The sequence below is a fragment of the Paenibacillus sp. GCM10027627 genome (genome assembly GCF_042675505.1).
Classification (GTDB): Bacteria; Bacillota; Bacilli; order Paenibacillales; family Paenibacillaceae; genus Pristimantibacillus.
On record NZ_JBHTHB010000003.1, the window covers coordinates 1 to 16,602 of the forward strand.

Annotated in this window: 14 protein-coding genes, 1 rRNA gene and 1 pseudogene; 3 read left to right on the forward strand and 13 right to left on the reverse strand. The window is 48.6% G+C overall.

Annotated features, from left to right (window positions below):
* Positions 1-288, reverse strand: a 16S ribosomal RNA gene (locus ACFQZE_RS11775); the annotation flags it as partial.
* Between the two features lie 420 nt (positions 289-708).
* Positions 709-1,587: a nucleotidyltransferase-like protein gene (locus ACFQZE_RS11780; protein WP_379357062.1), complete on the reverse strand. Its 879-nt coding sequence runs from the start codon at positions 1,585-1,587 to the stop codon at positions 709-711.
* A 155-nt stretch (positions 1,588-1,742) separates the two neighbouring features.
* Here ACFQZE_RS11780 and ACFQZE_RS11785 point away from each other — a divergent pair, with 155 nt between their 5' ends.
* Positions 1,743-2,105 carry a DUF2614 family zinc ribbon-containing protein gene (locus tag ACFQZE_RS11785; RefSeq protein WP_379357064.1) on the forward strand — a complete coding sequence of 121 codons (363 nt, stop codon included), beginning with the start codon at positions 1,743-1,745 and terminating at the stop codon, positions 2,103-2,105.
* 76 nt (positions 2,106-2,181) lie between these two features.
* Here ACFQZE_RS11785 and ACFQZE_RS11790 read toward each other — a convergent pair whose 3' ends face one another.
* The 11 genes from ACFQZE_RS11790 to ACFQZE_RS11840 form a co-directional block, all read right to left on the reverse strand.
* On the reverse strand, positions 2,182-3,915 hold the full coding sequence (locus ACFQZE_RS11790) for a glycosyl hydrolase family 18 protein (protein ID WP_379357066.1): 1,734 nt from the start codon (positions 3,913-3,915) through the stop codon (positions 2,182-2,184).
* Between the two features lie 135 nt (positions 3,916-4,050).
* Positions 4,051-4,482, reverse strand: coding sequence for a peroxide-responsive transcriptional repressor PerR (gene perR / locus ACFQZE_RS11795; RefSeq protein WP_379357068.1), 432 nt, complete (start codon positions 4,480-4,482; stop codon positions 4,051-4,053).
* Between the two features lie 87 nt (positions 4,483-4,569).
* Positions 4,570-6,513, reverse strand: coding sequence for a DUF4097 family beta strand repeat-containing protein (locus ACFQZE_RS11800; protein WP_379357071.1), 1,944 nt, complete (start codon positions 6,511-6,513; stop codon positions 4,570-4,572).
* The gene (locus ACFQZE_RS11805; RefSeq protein WP_379358186.1) at positions 6,495-7,229 is read right to left on the reverse strand and encodes an MgtC/SapB family protein; all 735 of its coding nucleotides are present in this window, start codon (positions 7,227-7,229) and stop codon (positions 6,495-6,497) included. The genes ACFQZE_RS11800 and ACFQZE_RS11805 overlap by 19 nt, the downstream gene beginning before the upstream one ends.
* Before the next feature lie 141 nt (positions 7,230-7,370).
* Entirely contained in the window at positions 7,371-8,810 is a 1,440-nt protein-coding gene (gene gatB / locus ACFQZE_RS11810) for an Asp-tRNA(Asn)/Glu-tRNA(Gln) amidotransferase subunit GatB (RefSeq protein ID WP_379357073.1), read from the reverse strand.
* 25 nt (positions 8,811-8,835) lie between these two features.
* The gene (gene gatA / locus ACFQZE_RS11815; protein ID WP_379357075.1) at positions 8,836-10,293 is read right to left on the reverse strand and encodes an Asp-tRNA(Asn)/Glu-tRNA(Gln) amidotransferase subunit GatA; all 1,458 of its coding nucleotides are present in this window, start codon (positions 10,291-10,293) and stop codon (positions 8,836-8,838) included.
* Positions 10,294-10,328: 35 nt separating this feature from the next.
* Positions 10,329-10,616 carry an Asp-tRNA(Asn)/Glu-tRNA(Gln) amidotransferase subunit GatC gene (gatC, locus tag ACFQZE_RS11820; RefSeq protein ID WP_379357077.1) on the reverse strand — a complete coding sequence of 96 codons (288 nt, stop codon included), beginning with the start codon at positions 10,614-10,616 and terminating at the stop codon, positions 10,329-10,331.
* A gap of 178 nt (positions 10,617-10,794) precedes the next feature.
* Positions 10,795-11,175 carry an ATPase gene (locus ACFQZE_RS11825; protein WP_379357079.1) on the reverse strand — a complete coding sequence of 127 codons (381 nt, stop codon included), beginning with the start codon at positions 11,173-11,175 and terminating at the stop codon, positions 10,795-10,797.
* 120 nt (positions 11,176-11,295) lie between these two features.
* Positions 11,296-12,036, reverse strand: coding sequence for a GTP pyrophosphokinase (locus ACFQZE_RS11830; protein ID WP_379358188.1), 741 nt, complete (start codon positions 12,034-12,036; stop codon positions 11,296-11,298).
* Between the two features lie 114 nt (positions 12,037-12,150).
* The gene (locus ACFQZE_RS11835; protein WP_379357081.1) at positions 12,151-13,161 is read right to left on the reverse strand and encodes a Gfo/Idh/MocA family protein; all 1,011 of its coding nucleotides are present in this window, start codon (positions 13,159-13,161) and stop codon (positions 12,151-12,153) included.
* Positions 13,162-13,163: 2 nt separating this feature from the next.
* Complete coding sequence (locus ACFQZE_RS11840; RefSeq protein ID WP_379357083.1) at positions 13,164-14,021, reverse strand: sugar phosphate isomerase/epimerase family protein; 858 nt, start codon at positions 14,019-14,021, stop codon at positions 13,164-13,166.
* A gap of 215 nt (positions 14,022-14,236) precedes the next feature.
* On the opposite strand from ACFQZE_RS11840, the gene ACFQZE_RS11845 reads away from it, so the two are divergent.
* Both ACFQZE_RS11845 and ACFQZE_RS11850 read left to right on the forward strand, forming a co-directional pair.
* On the forward strand, positions 14,237-15,142 hold the full coding sequence (locus tag ACFQZE_RS11845) for a helix-turn-helix transcriptional regulator (RefSeq protein ID WP_379357086.1): 906 nt from the start codon (positions 14,237-14,239) through the stop codon (positions 15,140-15,142).
* A 688-nt stretch (positions 15,143-15,830) separates the two neighbouring features.
* Positions 15,831-16,362: pseudogene (locus tag ACFQZE_RS11850) on the forward strand (cupin domain-containing protein); the annotation flags it as partial.
* Positions 16,363-16,602 lie beyond the last annotated feature (240 nt).

The following is a 16,602-nucleotide window of genomic DNA, read 5'->3' on the forward strand; positions in this document are numbered from 1 at the left end:
CGCCTTGGTGAGCCGTTACCTCACCAACTAGCTAATGCGCCGCAGGTCCATCTCTAAGTGACAGATTGCTCCGTCTTTCCCGATTCTATCATGCGATGGAATCGCGTATCCGGTATTAGCATTCGTTTCCGAATGTTATCCCAGTCTTAGAGGCAGGTTACCTACGTGTTACTCACCCGTCCGCCGCTAACCATCAGAGATGCAAGCATCTCTTCAAGTCCGCTCGACTTGCATGTATTAGGCACGCCGCCAGCGTTCGTCCTGAGCCAGGATCAAACTCTCCATAAAAGTGTTTGTTAGCTCATTACGTTGTTGCTTGAAGACTTTCGTCTTCATTTTATTCCATTAATTCTTTTCAGAATTAACAGGGCAGTTTCGCTCGTTGTTCAGTTTTCAAAGAACAATTCGTTTCTTTCTCGAAGCTTTCGAACCAGATTTAAGCCGGTTGAAAGTCTTTCGTTTGTCGCGCCGTTGTCTCAGCGGCGACTTTTATAATATATCACAGGTGCCTATCTCTTTGCAAGTACTTTTTTTCGTTTTTCGACATTTTTTTTGAAAACGTCTTTTTTCGATATTAGCTACTCGCAAAAGCGGCGAGTTCTAATGTATCACAGACAAGCTGAAATAGTCAACACCCATTTGCATATTTCTTTTAGAAACAAAAATGAGCTCCGCGCAGTTGCTGCGCTTCGCTCATAGCTTTCATTATTATGTATGGGAAACCATATACCTTAGCTCTATAGCCCCCGTATCTTTAGGGTCCTGCATAACTGCGACTTCTCTTATGTACGATCTTTTAACAAGCTTTTGAATAACTAATGAAAGCTCTACTTGAAGAATGCTTATTGTTGGATGCATCTGCAGTTCTCCAATACTCCAAGGTTCTTCGCGGCTGCTCATTAAATCAAGCAATATCGCGCAGCAATCCTTCATTTTGCTCATGACCGAAAATTCGCAAGCAAGCATAACGAGTTGAACACGCTGCTCAAGCGTCTCCGGGCTTGCCGTTAATTCCTCGTACAGCTTGTACACGCCGGGATGCACCCGCTTAAGCTGCTTCCATACCGTAAGCTCCGGATGACGCCCATCTTCAATTAATACAATATGCGCCCAATGGTGAAGCGCAGTTAAAATGTGACTGTAAGCATCAAGCAGATTCCCGTCGAGCAAATCCTGCTTGGCCTGCAAATAGGTTCTCAAAAAACCTGAGAACTCAATAAATTGCTTTTGCTCGCGCATGGATTCAGGAAACTGCAGCAACCGCTCGCGAACATTCGCCAAATAACCATCGCGATCCAACAATATCTCCCCCCGCACCAACCATTCGATAATATTCCGGTTCTCACCGCCTGTAATCCACAATTCGAGCTCTTCCTTGTCGAGCGTCCGTACGAGCGCTCTCATACCGTCCCATTGCACATGCTCTGCAGCTTCCGAAGCCGCCTGCTTCTCGACCAAAAGAAGAATTAACATATCTAAGCCATCGATAACCGGGTTGTATGGATACGGGTTCTTGGTGTACGAAATGGCGAGCAGTCCGGGCTGTCCCCGGTAGGCGTCTACAACATGATTTTTGATAGGCTCCACAAAGTTCCTCCATATAGCTAATCCCCTTGGATTAAGCTATAATAATAATCTACAGATTTATTCCTTTTCGACAAGTTGGATGCACATTCCTGCTTTTAGCCATAGAATAACAGTCTCATTTTAATAAGACAATAGTCACAGGAAGGGTTTGAACGATGAAAAAGATTTTTTTTAAATCGGCAAAAATCAATGAATTCCGCCTTTGGGGGCTTGTCTTCACGCTAGCAGGCATGGGCATTATGATATTGGGCACCGCGGGCATTCTGCTTTGGGGCCAGATAGGCAAAATATTTGCCGGCATATTTATGATCTTCGGTATGATTGCCTTGCTGGTCAGCGTAGCCATCTATTTCTGGGCCGGAATGATGTCCACCAGCGCCACTATGCTGCAATGCCCGGAATGCGGACGCCCGACCAAAATGCTAGGCAAGACGGACCGCTGCATGTTTTGCCGCACGATGCTGACGCTAGACCCTGCTCAGGCGACCGATCTACAAGCAGAAGATGTTAAAGCGTAAAGATAAGCATACTTAACTAAAAAGAACTCCAAGCCTTCCGGCTTTGGAGTTCTTTTTTCATTTATATCATAATAGATTAGGGCTGTTTATTTAAGTTGTCATCAATCGTTTTCCATACGGACGGTGTCTGGAACGTTCTTTGCCATGTCGCTACGCCAGCCAGATCCAATTTGCGCACAAGCTCCACGCGAGCTTTAATCGATACGTCGTCTTCGATCCATATACGCTTGCGAGCGCCTTCCTCCGTATATTCCACATAATTTTGTCCCGCCGCTGCGTCAAAAACAGGGAGGAGCTTTTTCTCCGCGATAATGGTATTGACCCTTTCCATTCCGACTGCCTTCGACGACACTTTTATTTTGCCGTCTTCACCCGTTTCTTCGGTCCAAATCCGGGCATAAAGCGGAATGCTGAGCACAAGCTTGCTTGGAGGAACGCCATCCTCCTCGATAATTCGCTTCATCGACTGCTCCACCCACGGCAGAGACGCCACGGAGCCCGCTTTTGGACTGGAAGCCCAATGTTCGTCATAAGCCATCACCATCATGTAATCCACCACTTTGCCGAGCGCAGGACGATCCAAAAAGACGGACCACATCTCGCTGTTCGACTTCGGCGTTACATCAATGGACACCACCAGACCTTGCTCATGCAACAGCGGCGTCATTTCTTTCATGAATTGCACAAGGTTTTCTTTATCTTTTGTATACACATTTTCAAAATCGACGTTGATGCCTTGAAGGTTATAGATTTCGGCAAAAGCAAGCAGCTGCTGAATCATCGAAAATCTGGCTTCAACCGATGCCAGCGCTTCTGTCGTCCGGTCAGGCTCGAAGGCGTTGCTGAACAGCGCCCATACTTGATACCCTTGTTCATGAGCCCATTTTACATAAGCTGGATCCGCTTTGCCTTTAATGGTTCCTTTACTGTCTTCAAGCTCAAACCAAGTTGGGCTAACCACGTTGACTCCAGGCATTTCTCCGATTTTGGAAGGATCAATCGCACGTTCGTATACAGCTTCCCATGTCATATTAATTTTGCTGTCTGTTACCTTCCACGGTACAAAAGTTTCTTCTTTCACAAGCACGGGAACTTTTTCAGTGGAGGTCAGCTGCAAGTCCTTCTTTCTCATATAACCAACATGGCCTTGCTTGCTCTGGACAAGCATCCAGCCGTCCGCCTCTTCCCATATCCGTACGGACTCCCCGGTCGGCACTTTAAACAAATACGGCTCCCGAATGGAAGGAGCGACACGAATAGCGGCCTCTTCCTTCGCTTTCGCCTCTCCAAGCTGAATCGTATCCCCTTCATGCAAAAGAGTGACGATTCCGCTGTTCTGATCGTATTCAGCTTTAAAACCATACAATTCCTCAAGCGGCGCAAGCGGAATATAGACCACATCGTCGACGACTTCGGATGCGATGGTGAGCGAATACTGCTTTTGATTCATCAAGCCGGTCAACGCTTCCGTCTTCAGCCTAAGCACTTTGTTCGATGTGGTAAGGACGATAGTGCCCGATTTTTCCTCATAGTGGATAGGCTTGTCCTCTCCAAGCTGCTCCTCGAGCAAAGGCAAAGGCAATTTGATTTGCCCGTTTTCGACAATGGCGCCAAAGGAGGACTCGGCTCCCCTTACCATGATCGGATTTTGATGAGCGTAGCTTGGATTCTGCTGTACTTTGCTTGGTATAAACTTCATATATCCAAAATATCCAAAGGATACGACTGCTGCCGCAACAAATAAGAAAAATAATACGCCTAGCCCGCTTCTGCGCTTCTTGCGAGGGGGGCGTCCGAAATGATTTTCCACGATAACTCTCACTCTCCCAAAATAAGCTTCAAAAAGATTCGACTATCTATTCTCTTTCCAAACAAAAACGTGCTGATTAGCGTTTGATCGCTCCCGGCACGTTATTGGCAACTGCTTATCAAGTTTATATACGTATTACTTCACAATAGTGTTGCAGGAAGTGCATAGTCCATATATCTCCATCCGATGACCTTGCACGGTAAAACCTGTTTCTTTAGATGCGGCTCTCTCCACTTCCAGCAAAGGAGGATAACCAAAATCGACGATTTGGCCGCAGCTCTTGCATATAGCATGGTAATGATCCGATAAATCCGCATCGAACCGGCTCGAATCGTCCCCGTAAGTCAGTTCACGCACTAAGCCAGCTTCTACAAACAATCTCAGGTTGTTGTATATGGTTGCGACGCTCATACTCGGATAAACCGGGGAGAGCGCCTTATAAATCTCATCCGCAGTAGGATGGGACTTAGAATCCATCAAGTAGCTTAAAATGGCGTGCCGTTGCGGGGTCATTCTTACGCCATTCATCTTCAGTTGCTCAAGCGCCAAATGAACGTTCGCTGCCATTCCCCTCACGCCTTTCTTTATAGTAGTTATAAACTATTGTACGTTTACAATCTTGACTTTGTCAATGAAAGCGCCTTTTTGGGGCGCCTATTCCCCTTGTATCGATATGCTGTTTGTCGCATTAATATGAATGCGGAAATCGCCCTGTCCTATTGTTCCTCTTATCGTTTTACGAGATTGTTCAAGAGGCAAGTTCGTTGAAATATTGCCGAAAGTTACCGATCCGTAAACGGTAAAATGACCGTCCGATGGTACTTTGACTTCAATCTCACCGACCGAGCTGTCGAGATCCCAGTTCCCCCCGACCGTGCCGCCGCTTACTTCAATATTGCCATTCAGCGTATCCGCCTTAACCGCGGAGGCAGCCTCCGAAATGGCTATTTTTCCGTTTTTCGTCTCGGCGTCCAAATCTCCGCTTACGTTGCTGAGTTCTAAATCTCCGTTTAGCGTACTTGCATACAAGCTGCCGCCCGACATAAACTTTGCCGATATGCTGCCGTTTTTGGTCACCAGACTGCTGTCGCCGAAGATCCCCTCTGCATCCACACTGCCGTCTTTTCCTTCAACGGTAACGGCGCCAACAATTTGGGATAGCTTGACGAGGCCGCTGCCGCTCTTCACGATCAGCCCTCCGGTTGCATTAAGATCCGAAACGGAAACCGATCCGTTTTCGCTTTCAATGACCAGATTGAAGACCCTCTGGGCCAAATCTGCCTCGCCACGTTCCAAAGCGGGCGAAGGAGCCACTCCTTCATCGGCAGTGTGGGCGTTTCGAGATGAAGAGTCATTTTCAGGCGTAGGGTCAGCTTGAAGCTCAGTGTCATCTTGAGGCGCTGAATCATCATGATCCGCTAGAGGAGGATTCGTTTGAAAAATAGGGACTTGAACCGGCAAATTGGGCGGAAGCGTCGTTTCCGGCTCCAAAGGCTTTATTTTCGGAACGACGATTTCCAAATTCAAACGGGGAAGCCTGCTTCCATTCGGCCCAAAGGATTGACCGCTGCCCTCAATTAGCGATTGTTGTCCCGGCGTCACTTTGACGAGCGACTGCTCCGCAACAGCTGACGCTTCCTTCTCATCCGCGTGATCCACCCAAACAACCGCTCGGACTTCCAGCTCCTGAACATCGCCGCTGCGTACCGTGATGTCGCCGTTAATATTTACGATTCGAAGGGATTGTACCGTTTCATCAAAAGGCGCTTTAACGATATTTTTGTCGAAACGGAAACCTTTTTCCTCCCCATAGTCTTTTCTCCCATTAAAGTCTGCATTAAACTGATCGAGCCAGCGGACGGGAAAATCGGCGTATTGGGTAACCGCATAAGCCGAAATAGTTATAACAAGCGCCACGGCAATGCCCATCGTATCGAGACGCAGCTTGGCCGACTTGCTCCGCAACACTGTACTGTACAATATAAGTTCCGCTCCCAATAAAACGAACACGGCCGGCCACCACTCCGAAAGAAGAGCAATATCATTGCGTCCGCGAAAAATATCCCAAATAAGCAAAGCGCCAGAAGCAAATATAAAGACACCCGCTGTCATTCGTCCAAGCTTAAACACGGCTCTTCCCCCTCCTCTCCAGGACGGCATTACGAGCCAAACAGCCGCCAGCATAAGCAATGGCCCGACGGACCATTCCGCCAGCTCGTTCATCCAAGGCAGCATAAAGGCCGGCGGCCTGATTAAAACAAGCATAACGGCTCCCGCAAGCGTCAGCCAAATTCCGTGGGCAAGCTTCGGGACAAAAGGTTCCCTCTCCGTCCTCTCTTCTTCCTGCAGCACGTCAAACACACTTAGAAAATAAAACACCGGCAGCAAAAGCAACAAATAAACAATCAGCAGCAGATGTCTGCCGCCGTCGGAATCGGCCAGCCTAAAAATAGCGGTATAATTGAGAAGAAGCCCAGCGGCTAGAAGGAACCCTTTCGAATAGGCGCCAATGTAAACATGGCCCATACCCGGCAGCAAAAACGAAAAAAGGACGGAGAGCCATTTTTTCTTTCTTGTCTTTATTCCGAGCTCACCCAACGTATGCCCTCCATTTTTTTGATCTCGTCCAAAAGCTTGATCATCGTGTCCTTCTTCCGATGCGGCATCGTAATATACATGACGAGTCTCGTCAAATCTTCTCCATCTTTGTTCCGTTTGTAATCTTCATCGTCATGATCCCCGCCGTCTACATCCTCCAAAAACATTTTGCGGATCGCCACTTTGCGTTTGTCTAAAATCTCATTTAAATTGTTCATCACAATCGACAGATCGACGGCATGAATTTTGATGAGATGCTCTTTTTTCGCTTTAATATACCGTTTCTCCAGCTTATTGAAAAGCCAAAGAGTAAGCAGCACCATCACCGTAACGGAAATCGAGGCAAAATAGAAGCCTGCGCCAACCGCAAGTCCGATCGCCGCCACAACCCATAGCGATGCCGCTGTCGTCAGCCCCGTAATCGACTTTCCGGTAAAAAGAATCGTTCCCGCTCCCAAAAAGCCGACTCCCGTTATGACGGCTGCCGCAAGCCGGGCGGGATCGACCCGAACGTTCGGCTCCTCCACAAAATCGGCAAAACCGTAAATGGACAGCAGCATCAAAAGACAAGCGCCGAGGCAAACCAAAATGTTGGTTCGAAGCCCGGCCGCATGATTGGATTGCTCCCGCTCAAAGCCGATTAACCCGCCAAGCAGCAAAGCAAGCAATAAACGGATGAGAAGGTCCCATTCATTAATAAACCACGGATTATGAATAGCGCTTATCGTTGCGTTCATAGGACTTCTCTCCTTTCTGACTGAATTTGTGCACATTCCGCGCCTATACCCTATTCTATGTAAAAAAAGGCGCGATTCATCCATCGGAATGAACCGCGCCTTGCATAGGGCGAGCCCTCTTTACTTGAGTCGCTCCATAAGCAGCTTATTGACAAGCGCCGGATTGGCTTTGCCCCTTGTTTCTTTCATAATTTGTCCTACAAGGAAGCCGATCGCCTTCTCCTTGCCTGCCCGGAAATCCTCTACGGATTGCGGGTTCTTCTCGATAATGGCATCTACGACGCCGAGCAATGCGCCCTCGTCGCTAATTTGAACAAGTCCTTGCTCCTCTACGATCTGCTGCGGAAGCTTGCCGCTCTCCAGCATCGCTTTGAATACCGTTTTCGCAATTTTGCCGCTGATCGTGCCTTGCTCCAACAACCCGATCATTTCGCCGAGACCTTGTCCCGTTATTTTAACATCGGAAATCTCTTGGTTGTTGGAATTCAAAAATCCGAGCAAATCGCCCATAATCCAGTTCGCAACCGATTTGGCGTCTTTTGTATAGTTTAAGCTGTCTTCAAAGAAATCAGCCAGCTTTTTCGAAGCGGTAATGACATCCGCATCATAAGCGGACAAACCATACTGCTCTTTATAACGCTCTTTGCGGGCGTCCGGAAGCTCCGGAATGGAAGCTTTAACGCTTTGTTTCCACTCGTCGCTAATATGCAAATTCACCAAATCTGGGTCTGGGAAGTAACGGTAATCGTGAGCCTCTTCCTTGCCGCGCATAGAGAACGACTTGCCTAAGGCATCGTCGAAACGGCGCGTTTCCTGCACGACTTCGCCGCCGCTGTCCAAAATGTCGGCTTGACGAATCTGCTCGTATTCAAGTCCGCGCTGAACGCCGCGGAAAGAGTTCATGTTTTTAAGCTCGGCGCGTGTGCCAAACTTCTCTTGTCCGTAAGGACGAAGGCTGATGTTGGCGTCGCAGCGCAAGCTGCCTTCCTCCATCTTCACATCGGATACTTCGCAATACAGCATGATCGCCTTCATCTTCTCCAAATAAGCTTTTGCTTCTTCCGGAGTACGGATGTCCGGCTCGGAAACGATCTCCACAAGCGGCGTGCCGACACGGTTAAAGTCGACTAGCGAAGCGTAGCCGCCATCAACATGCGTCAGCTTGCCTGCGTCTTCTTCCAAATGAAGACGGGTAATGCCGATCCGTTTGGTCTCGCCGTTTACTTCGATATCAATCCAGCCGTTTTCTCCGATGGGCTTGTCATATTGCGAAATTTGATAAGCCTTTGGCGAATCGGGGTAAAAATAGTTTTTGCGGTCAAACTTGCTGACGTCCGCAATGGTGCAATTTAGCGCCATCGCCGCTTTCATGGCATATTCTACGGCTTGGCGGTTCAATACCGGCAATACGCCGGGATGGCCTAAGCATACAGGACAAGTATGCGTATTGGGAGGCGCGCCGAAGGCGGTGGAACAGCCGCAAAAGATTTTGCTGTTCGTATGAAGCTCCACATGCACTTCAAGTCCTACAACCGTCTCGTATTTATTCGCTGCAGTCATTGTTATCGATCCTTTCCTGAGCTGATTACAGCTGCGGACGCAGCTTATGATGGTCGGTATGAGCTTCGAACGCATGAGCGGCACGAAGCACTGTCGATTCGTCGAACGCCTTACCGATAATTTGCAAGCCGATTGGCAAACCGTCCACCGTTCCGCAAGGAACGCTGATCGCCGGGATGCCCGCAAGGCTAACCGGAATCGTACAAATATCGTTCAGATACATCGTCAGCGGATCGCCGACTTGCTCTCCAATTTTGAAAGCTGGAGTTGGCGCCGTTGGTCCGATGATCAAATCATATTGTTTAAAAACATTGTCGAAGTCGCCTTTAATGAGCGTGCGCACCTTCTGAGCTTTCAAATAATAAGCATCGTAATAGCCGGAGCTGAGCGCGTAAGTGCCAAGCATAATGCGGCGTTTTACTTCCGGGCCAAACCCTTGGCTGCGCGACTTCCGATACAAGTCGATCAAATTGTCCGGGTTGTCTGCGCGAACGCCATAACGAACGCCGTCAAAACGAGCCAGGTTGGACGATGCCTCAGAAGAAGCAAGCAAATAATAAGTAGCGATGGCATAGTCGGTATGCGGAAGCGACACTTCTTCCCATGTAGCGCCAAGCGATTCGTACACCTTAAGAGCGTTCATTACCGCTTCTTTCACCCGTGGGTCAATGCCCGCACCCAAATATTCCTTCGGAACGCCGATGCGAAGACCTTTAACGTCTCCTGTCAAAGCGGCGGTATAATCCGGAATGTCCACGTTTGCGGAAGTGGAGTCGCTGGCGTCGTAGCCGGCAATGGCTTGCAGCACGTAAGCGGAGTCTTCCACGTTTTTCGTTAGGGGACCGATCTGGTCGAGCGACGAAGCGAATGCGACTAGGCCAAAACGGGATACAAGCCCGTAAGTCGGCTTAAGTCCAACGATGCCGCAATAAGCAGCGGGCTGGCGAATCGAGCCGCCTGTATCGGAACCAAGCGAGAAATAAACTTGTCCGGCAGCTACGGAAGCCGCAGAACCGCCGCTGGAGCCGCCCGGAACATATTCCGTGTTCCATGGGTTGCGAGTCGGATAAAAGCTGGAGTTTTCGTTGGAGCCGCCCATGGCGAACTCGTCCATATTCAACTTGCCGATCGTGACGGCACCCGCAGCTTTCAGTTTGCTTGCGGAAGTGGCGCTATAAATCGGGTTATAATTGCTCAGGAATTGGCTTGCGCAAGTGGTCAGCAGCCCTTCCGTCACAATATTATCTTTAATTCCGGCCGGCAAGCCGAACAGCAGCCCGCGTTCTCCACCTTCTTGAATCCCCTTGTCTAGCTCAGCCGCTTGCTTGCGGGCTCCCTCTTCATTAAGCGTCAAAAAAGCTTTGATGGCCGGTTCCGTCTGCGCGATTCTTTCGTAGGACTCGCTCACGAGCTCGGCAACGGAAAGCTCTTTATGGTTCAGCTTGTTATGTACATCCTGCAGGCGTAGGTCAAACAGTGCCAACAGTAGCTCCTCCCTTCAATTAAACCCTTTTTTAGTTATTCAAGCACCGCAGGCACTCTAATTTGTCCGTCTTCTTCATCCGGCGCATTCAGCAGCACCTTTTCAATAGGAAGAGACTCTTTGCGGACATCTTCCCGCATGACATTTGTAATCGGCAGCACATGGCTTGTCGGCTCGACGTTGTCTGTGTCCAACTCGTCCAGCTTTTGGGCATATTTTAAAATCGCGTTGAGCTGGTCAGTGAATTGGGCCTTCTCCGCTTCGGTCAGCTCCAGCCGCGCCAGCTTGGCAACATGCTCTACATCGTTGGGCGTTATGCTCATCGGAAAACTCTCCTCTATAAAAGTCATTCTTTTTATTATAGCCTACTTGTGCTTCGAACAGCAATGATTTGAGCGCTTATGCGAGGAAAGCGCCGCTTTTTGGGGCCTGCTGCCTGCATCCTTCTAAAATAAAAAAAGAGCGGGCTAGAAGCTGCCCACTCCATCCTTATGACTGCCGTTAAATCCAAGCTTTCAAGTTGACCTGCTTAATAAAGTCTTCCCGGTTGATCGGCTCCTTGGCCGTCTCTTCATGCAATTCTTCCGCGGGATCGCCCTTCATAATGCGCATAAACAATTCCTCATTATGCGTAGCGAGCGCGTAATCGATCAAAGCTTCCTTCTCGATCCGATCGACTTCAAGCTGAATAAGCGTTTCTTCCAGCTCTACATCCTCTTCCGGCATCAAAAAATTGCGCCCCTCCGACGGCACCCGGACAACGTAGTCAAACACATTGTCGGCGTTGCGATCATAAGCGATTATATAACCGTGCTCCCCGATTGGAAGCTTCTGCTCAAATTGGTCGGCCATAATAATGACCTTCGATCCTAGCTGCAGCATCGTCTCAACCCCTATTTATTCGTCGCTGATTGCCCCTGCTTTTCTATTATCCTACTAAAAAATAATAGTTGTGTCCAATCAGTCGTTTGAATAAAAGGGAGCCCTGCGAAAGGGAACCGCTTACTCGGTTCCCCGGCCAAGCTCAAGCAGAGACGACGGCAGCTTGAACTGGCGATTACTTTGCAGCAGCTGGGTTAACTCTTCAATAGGGTCTTCGCCCTGTGTTTCCTTAATAGCGGATATTTCGCGGTTCAGCCTCTCCATTTGCAAATCCAGCTTGTTAGCGGAGTCCGAAGCTTCCTTCAGCTCCTCAAGCAAGCTCATTGGCACAGCCTGATTGTATTTGTAAAAAATTTTATGCTCCAGGCTGGCCCAGAAATCCATTGCAATCGTGCGAATCTGAATCTCAACGCAAACATTTTCTTTGCCGTCCGACATCACGACAGGAACTTCTACGATGAGGTGCAAACTTCTATAGCCGTTTGGCTTAGGATCTTCGATATAATCTTTTATTTCTTTAATTTCAAGGCTAAATTGGTTTTTCAGCATGTCGCGAATGTGATAAATATCCGCTATAAAAGAACAGGTAATCCGAAGTCCCGCGATATCCTTAATGTTCTCCTTAATCTCATCCAAGGAAAACGGGATGCTTTTCCGGCTAATTTTTTTCATGATGCTTTCGAGAGATTTCACTCTTGATTTCGTATGTTCAATAGGATTGTAATCATGCAAAAACTGAAACTCTTCTTTTAGAATCTCGAGTTTGGTCTCCAGCTCATTCAGCGCGAATTGATACATCATCATAAAGCGGGTCACTTCGGTTTTGAGCTTCTTGAATTGTTCAATTTGGGCGTTGTTCATTGCAATTTGGTTGTTGTTCATTCCCATTCTCCTTCACTGGAACGGTAGCATCCGGTTAGTAATACCGGACTTATTTATCTTAGTATGAATGAAGGAGCAAATGCAAATGAACCGTTAAATCGCAACGATTTCGCCGCGTTTGTCTGCGGATTGAATTTCAGCTTCCACAATAACAAGCGACTCCGCCGCGCTCTCAGGCAGGCAGACCGATACGGGCGTCCCATTTTTCACACTGTCGATAAAATATTGAATCTCTCTATAGTATCCCATCTCAGGCGACAGCTCCGCATAATAGCCTTCCCCATCCTTCGGGTTTACTTTCAGTTGGTTGTTTTCGAAAACGAGATTGCCACCCTCAAAATTGACGCGGTAGGACATCGCAAAGCCAAAGTCGCCTTGAAGCGTCCAATCCGCTTGAGCGTTCAGCACTTTTCCGTCGGGATAGAGGTAGTGGGTCGACACGGCATCGTAACCGCTGCCTGGAATGACATTGCGAGCGAGGGACGACACTTTCTCCGGCTTGCCAAACAGCCAGTTGATTACATCGGTGTCATGAATGTGCATATCCAGCATACAGCCGCCGCTGGACTTCCCGTCCAAAAACCAGCCTTGCGGAGTTGTTCCGCCACGGAAAAAGCTGCCGGAAATGACTTTGCCAAAGCGCTCTTCCACTACTACCTCTTTCAAATATTGATAGGCCGGCCAAAAACGCAGGCACTGACCGATCATTAGCGTATGGCCAGAGGCACGGGCCGCCTCCGCCATTCTGAACGCTTCTTCGGACGTTCGCGCAGCCGGCTTTTCGCATAGGACATGAATTCCCCGCTCCAGCAAAGAACAAGCCAGGTCCGCATGAAGCGGTGTCGGGAGCGTAATATCGACCATGTCTAGTTGTTCATTCGCAAGCATCTCATCTACGCTTTCATAAAGCCGGTAGGGGGACAAGTCGTAAACTTCCCTCTCTGTCGCGATGTTGCCCCATGTCGAGCCGTCTTTCAACTCTTCGATACGCGCATCGCAAATAGCGGTTAGTACGAGATCGTCTCTTTCTTTCATGAGGCGCTCATAATTGTCAAAATGCATCCGTCCCATAAAACCAAATCCGATTAACCCCACTTTTAGCATCGTTATTTCCCCTCCCGATTTGTACGTCCCAAAATCGCGTCCATCGCGGCCGACGTATTAAAAATGATCTGCTCTGTATGATGCGTATAAGGCGGAATCATCTCTGCGGTGGCGTAACCGGAGTAGCCGATTTCGTTTAATGCCGTTACAACAGCCGGAAAATTTACGTCGCCCGCCAGCAAATCCACAAACCCATGCAAGCCGCCCGCCGCCCTGCGGTAATCTTTGAAATGAACCTTTTTGATGCGGTGGCCCAAAATGCGAATCCATTGCTCCGGATAACCGCTATGAACAACGTTTCCTACATCGAAATAAGAGCCGACCCGCTCGGACGATTGCTCATCGATAAACATGCGAAGCTCCAGCGGCGACAGCAAAAATTTGTTCCACACATTTTCAATCGCTATTGCAACGCCTGTGCTGTCCGCATAAGGAACAAGCTTTGCGATAGCCTCGGAAGCTAGGTCGTATGCCTTTTCATATGAAACGACCTCGGAATCGGGGATAAAATCTACGCCTACAGCACCTGGGATGACCAGGATGGCGTCCACGCCAAAAGCTGACGCCAGCTCTAACTGCTTTTTGCAAATATCGATCGCTTTATTTCGATTGGCAGCATTGGAGCTCGTCATGGAATATTGCCAGTATAGCCCGGTCGCAAGTCCGGCAATTTCCAGCCCTGCCTCTTCAAGCTGCGCCTTGATGGCCAGCACTTCTTTGTCTGTTGCGTTTAGTCCCAGCTCGCCCGACTCGTTCAGCGACAGCTCAATGCCCTCGAAGCCGGCCTGTTTGGCAAGCTCAGCGCATTCCCGGATCGTACTGCCTTCCTTAAACGACCAGATGTTGATTCCCTTTTTCATCGCGATGCTCTCCTTTATTGTGAACTTTAATGGTATAACTTTTATCTCATTCCGTCTTTTCGAAGCTTGGAGCAGCTATTCTATATACTTGAGTTTATTCTAAAAGTGCTTGATAATATCTTTATCATACCGATTTTTGTGGCAAAATGATTTAGAGCATGGAGAGAATATTTATACTATTCCGTTATATGAACGGTATTTTTAGGGGGATTATAATGAGTCGTCATGAGGGGGACTTCCCACTGCAACGGCAAGCTTCGTTTCGGGAATGGTCACCGAGCATTCACTACGCCCAATTTCAGAAGATGCCGACAGGAAAGCTGCCGGAACGAAAAATTTATGATTTCGAGCTGCTGTATGTCAGCCAAGGAGAGGCCGCTACAACGATGCTTGGACAACGATATTTGCTGTCTGCTGGACAACTTATCTTTTTGCCTGCCGGGGTCGCTCATCAGAACGAAGCGGTTTCGAAGCCGGGGACCCGCTTTTTAGGCATTCATTTCGACTTTTTTGACGATCTCGATATTACAACGGAAGCGGACGTCATCGTCCACGATGAGGATGCGCCATCTAGCCGTTTTGCTCGTGAAGCGGTGGCGGATTATTTTTTGCCATTGTCGCACCACCCCGTCTATACGCCGACTTTGGCTTGTGTAGGGTGGATGGAACAGCTTGTATACGAATTTACGATGCGTTCCCCAGGATATGAGCTGGCGTGCAAAGCGCTTATGCTGAACATTTTGACTCACCTGCTCAGATTGCAGCAAACGCGCTCCCATACTGCGCTCACTCCGCATGACGGAAAGGTGATGGAGCTTGCAGCACGGATCGAACAATCTCCGGCCGAACCATGGAGCAATGCCGCTATCGCTGATCATATGAACTTAAGTGTCGATCATGCAGCAAAACTGTTTAAGCGGCTCACCGGCCTGCCGCCAAACGAATATATTCTCTCTGTCCGCCACAGAGAAGCGAGAAGGCTGCTGCGCGAAACCGAATTGCCCATCGAAAGAATCGCTGAGCAGCTTGGCTATTCCGGCATCCACTATTTCAGCCGTCTTTTCCGCAAACACGAAGGCATCTCCGCTACAGAATACCGTAAGCTGGCTAGGGTGTTGTAAAAAGGTCTATGTGGAAGCCGGAGATTCGGCGAGGGTTTTGTTTGATGGGTTTTGTTTGATGGGTTTTGTTTGATGGGTTTTGTTTGATGGGTTTTGTTTGATGGGTTTTGTTTGATGGGTTTTGTTTGATGGGAGTATGAAGAGATGAGTGGTGTAGGAAGGGGCGGCTTATCTAATGGAGTCATTAGATGGCTTAAGTGAAGTAAGTCGGCTTCCGCACATCTAGTGGTTTCTGGCAACACTGCGTCCCTCCAAACACCCGTTTCCACACATTTAGTGGTTTCTGACACCACTGCTTCCCTCCAAACACCCGTTTCCACACATTTAGTGGTTTTTGACACCACTGCCCCCCTCCAAACACCCGTTTCCGCACATTTAGTGGTTTCTGACACCACTGCTTCCCTCCAAACACCCGATTCCGCACATCTAGTGGTTTCTGACACCACTGCTTCCCTCCAAACACCCAATTCCGCACATTTAGTGGTTTCTGACACCACTGCTTTCCTCCAAGCACCAGTTTCCACACATGTAGCGGTTTTTAGCAACACTGCTTAACTTCGGGCTTGTTTGATCGCTTAGGGCGATTGCTTGTTTGATTGCCTAGATTCTCTTTTGCACATGGGCATAGGCAGAAACATACAATAAATCGGCTATATAAAATCGATGGGCAGAAGGGCAGGTACGGAATTTGGCAACTTCATATATGGATTATGCAGCGCCGGACACCCGGTTTACTTACACATTATCCGACAGTCCGTTTTTCCGGAAAGACAATGAAAACTATATCGACGTACTTTCGGTCAAACAGTTAAATACGCTTGGCAATTCATCGCTTCTCGATATTTATTTAAGTACAGGAAATGTGGTAGAGCCGCACATCCACCAAAATGCAAGCGAGCTTGTTTATTGCATCGCGGGTTCCGCCGTCGTTTCGCTTATTAATCCTTTTACAAACGAACTGCTCAACTATCAAATTGGTCCTGGGCAAGTTGCCAATATCCCTCAAGGCTGGTGGCATTACGAAGAGGCGTTGCAAGATGGAACACATCTTCTCGCTATTTTTGACGCCCCGATTCCCGAAGTTATTTTTGGATCGGATATTTTGAGGCTGACCCCGCCAAAAGCACTGGCCCACGCTTATTGCCTCGACGAAGCCAAACTGCAAGAGGCGCTTGCACCGCTTACCTCCACTGTCATCATCGGCCCGCCAAAAGGCTGCTCAAAAACAACAGAACCGAACCATTCAGGGACAGGACAATATCAAATGCAACAGCCGCAGCCCTTAGGGACTGGACAATATCAAACGCAACAACCACATCCTGCGGGGACGGTTCAGTATCAAATGCAACAACAGCAGCCCGCAGGGACGGCACAGTATCAAATGCAACAGCCGCAGCCCTTAGGGACTGGACAATATCAAACGCAACAACCACATCCTGCGGGGACGGTTCAATATCAAA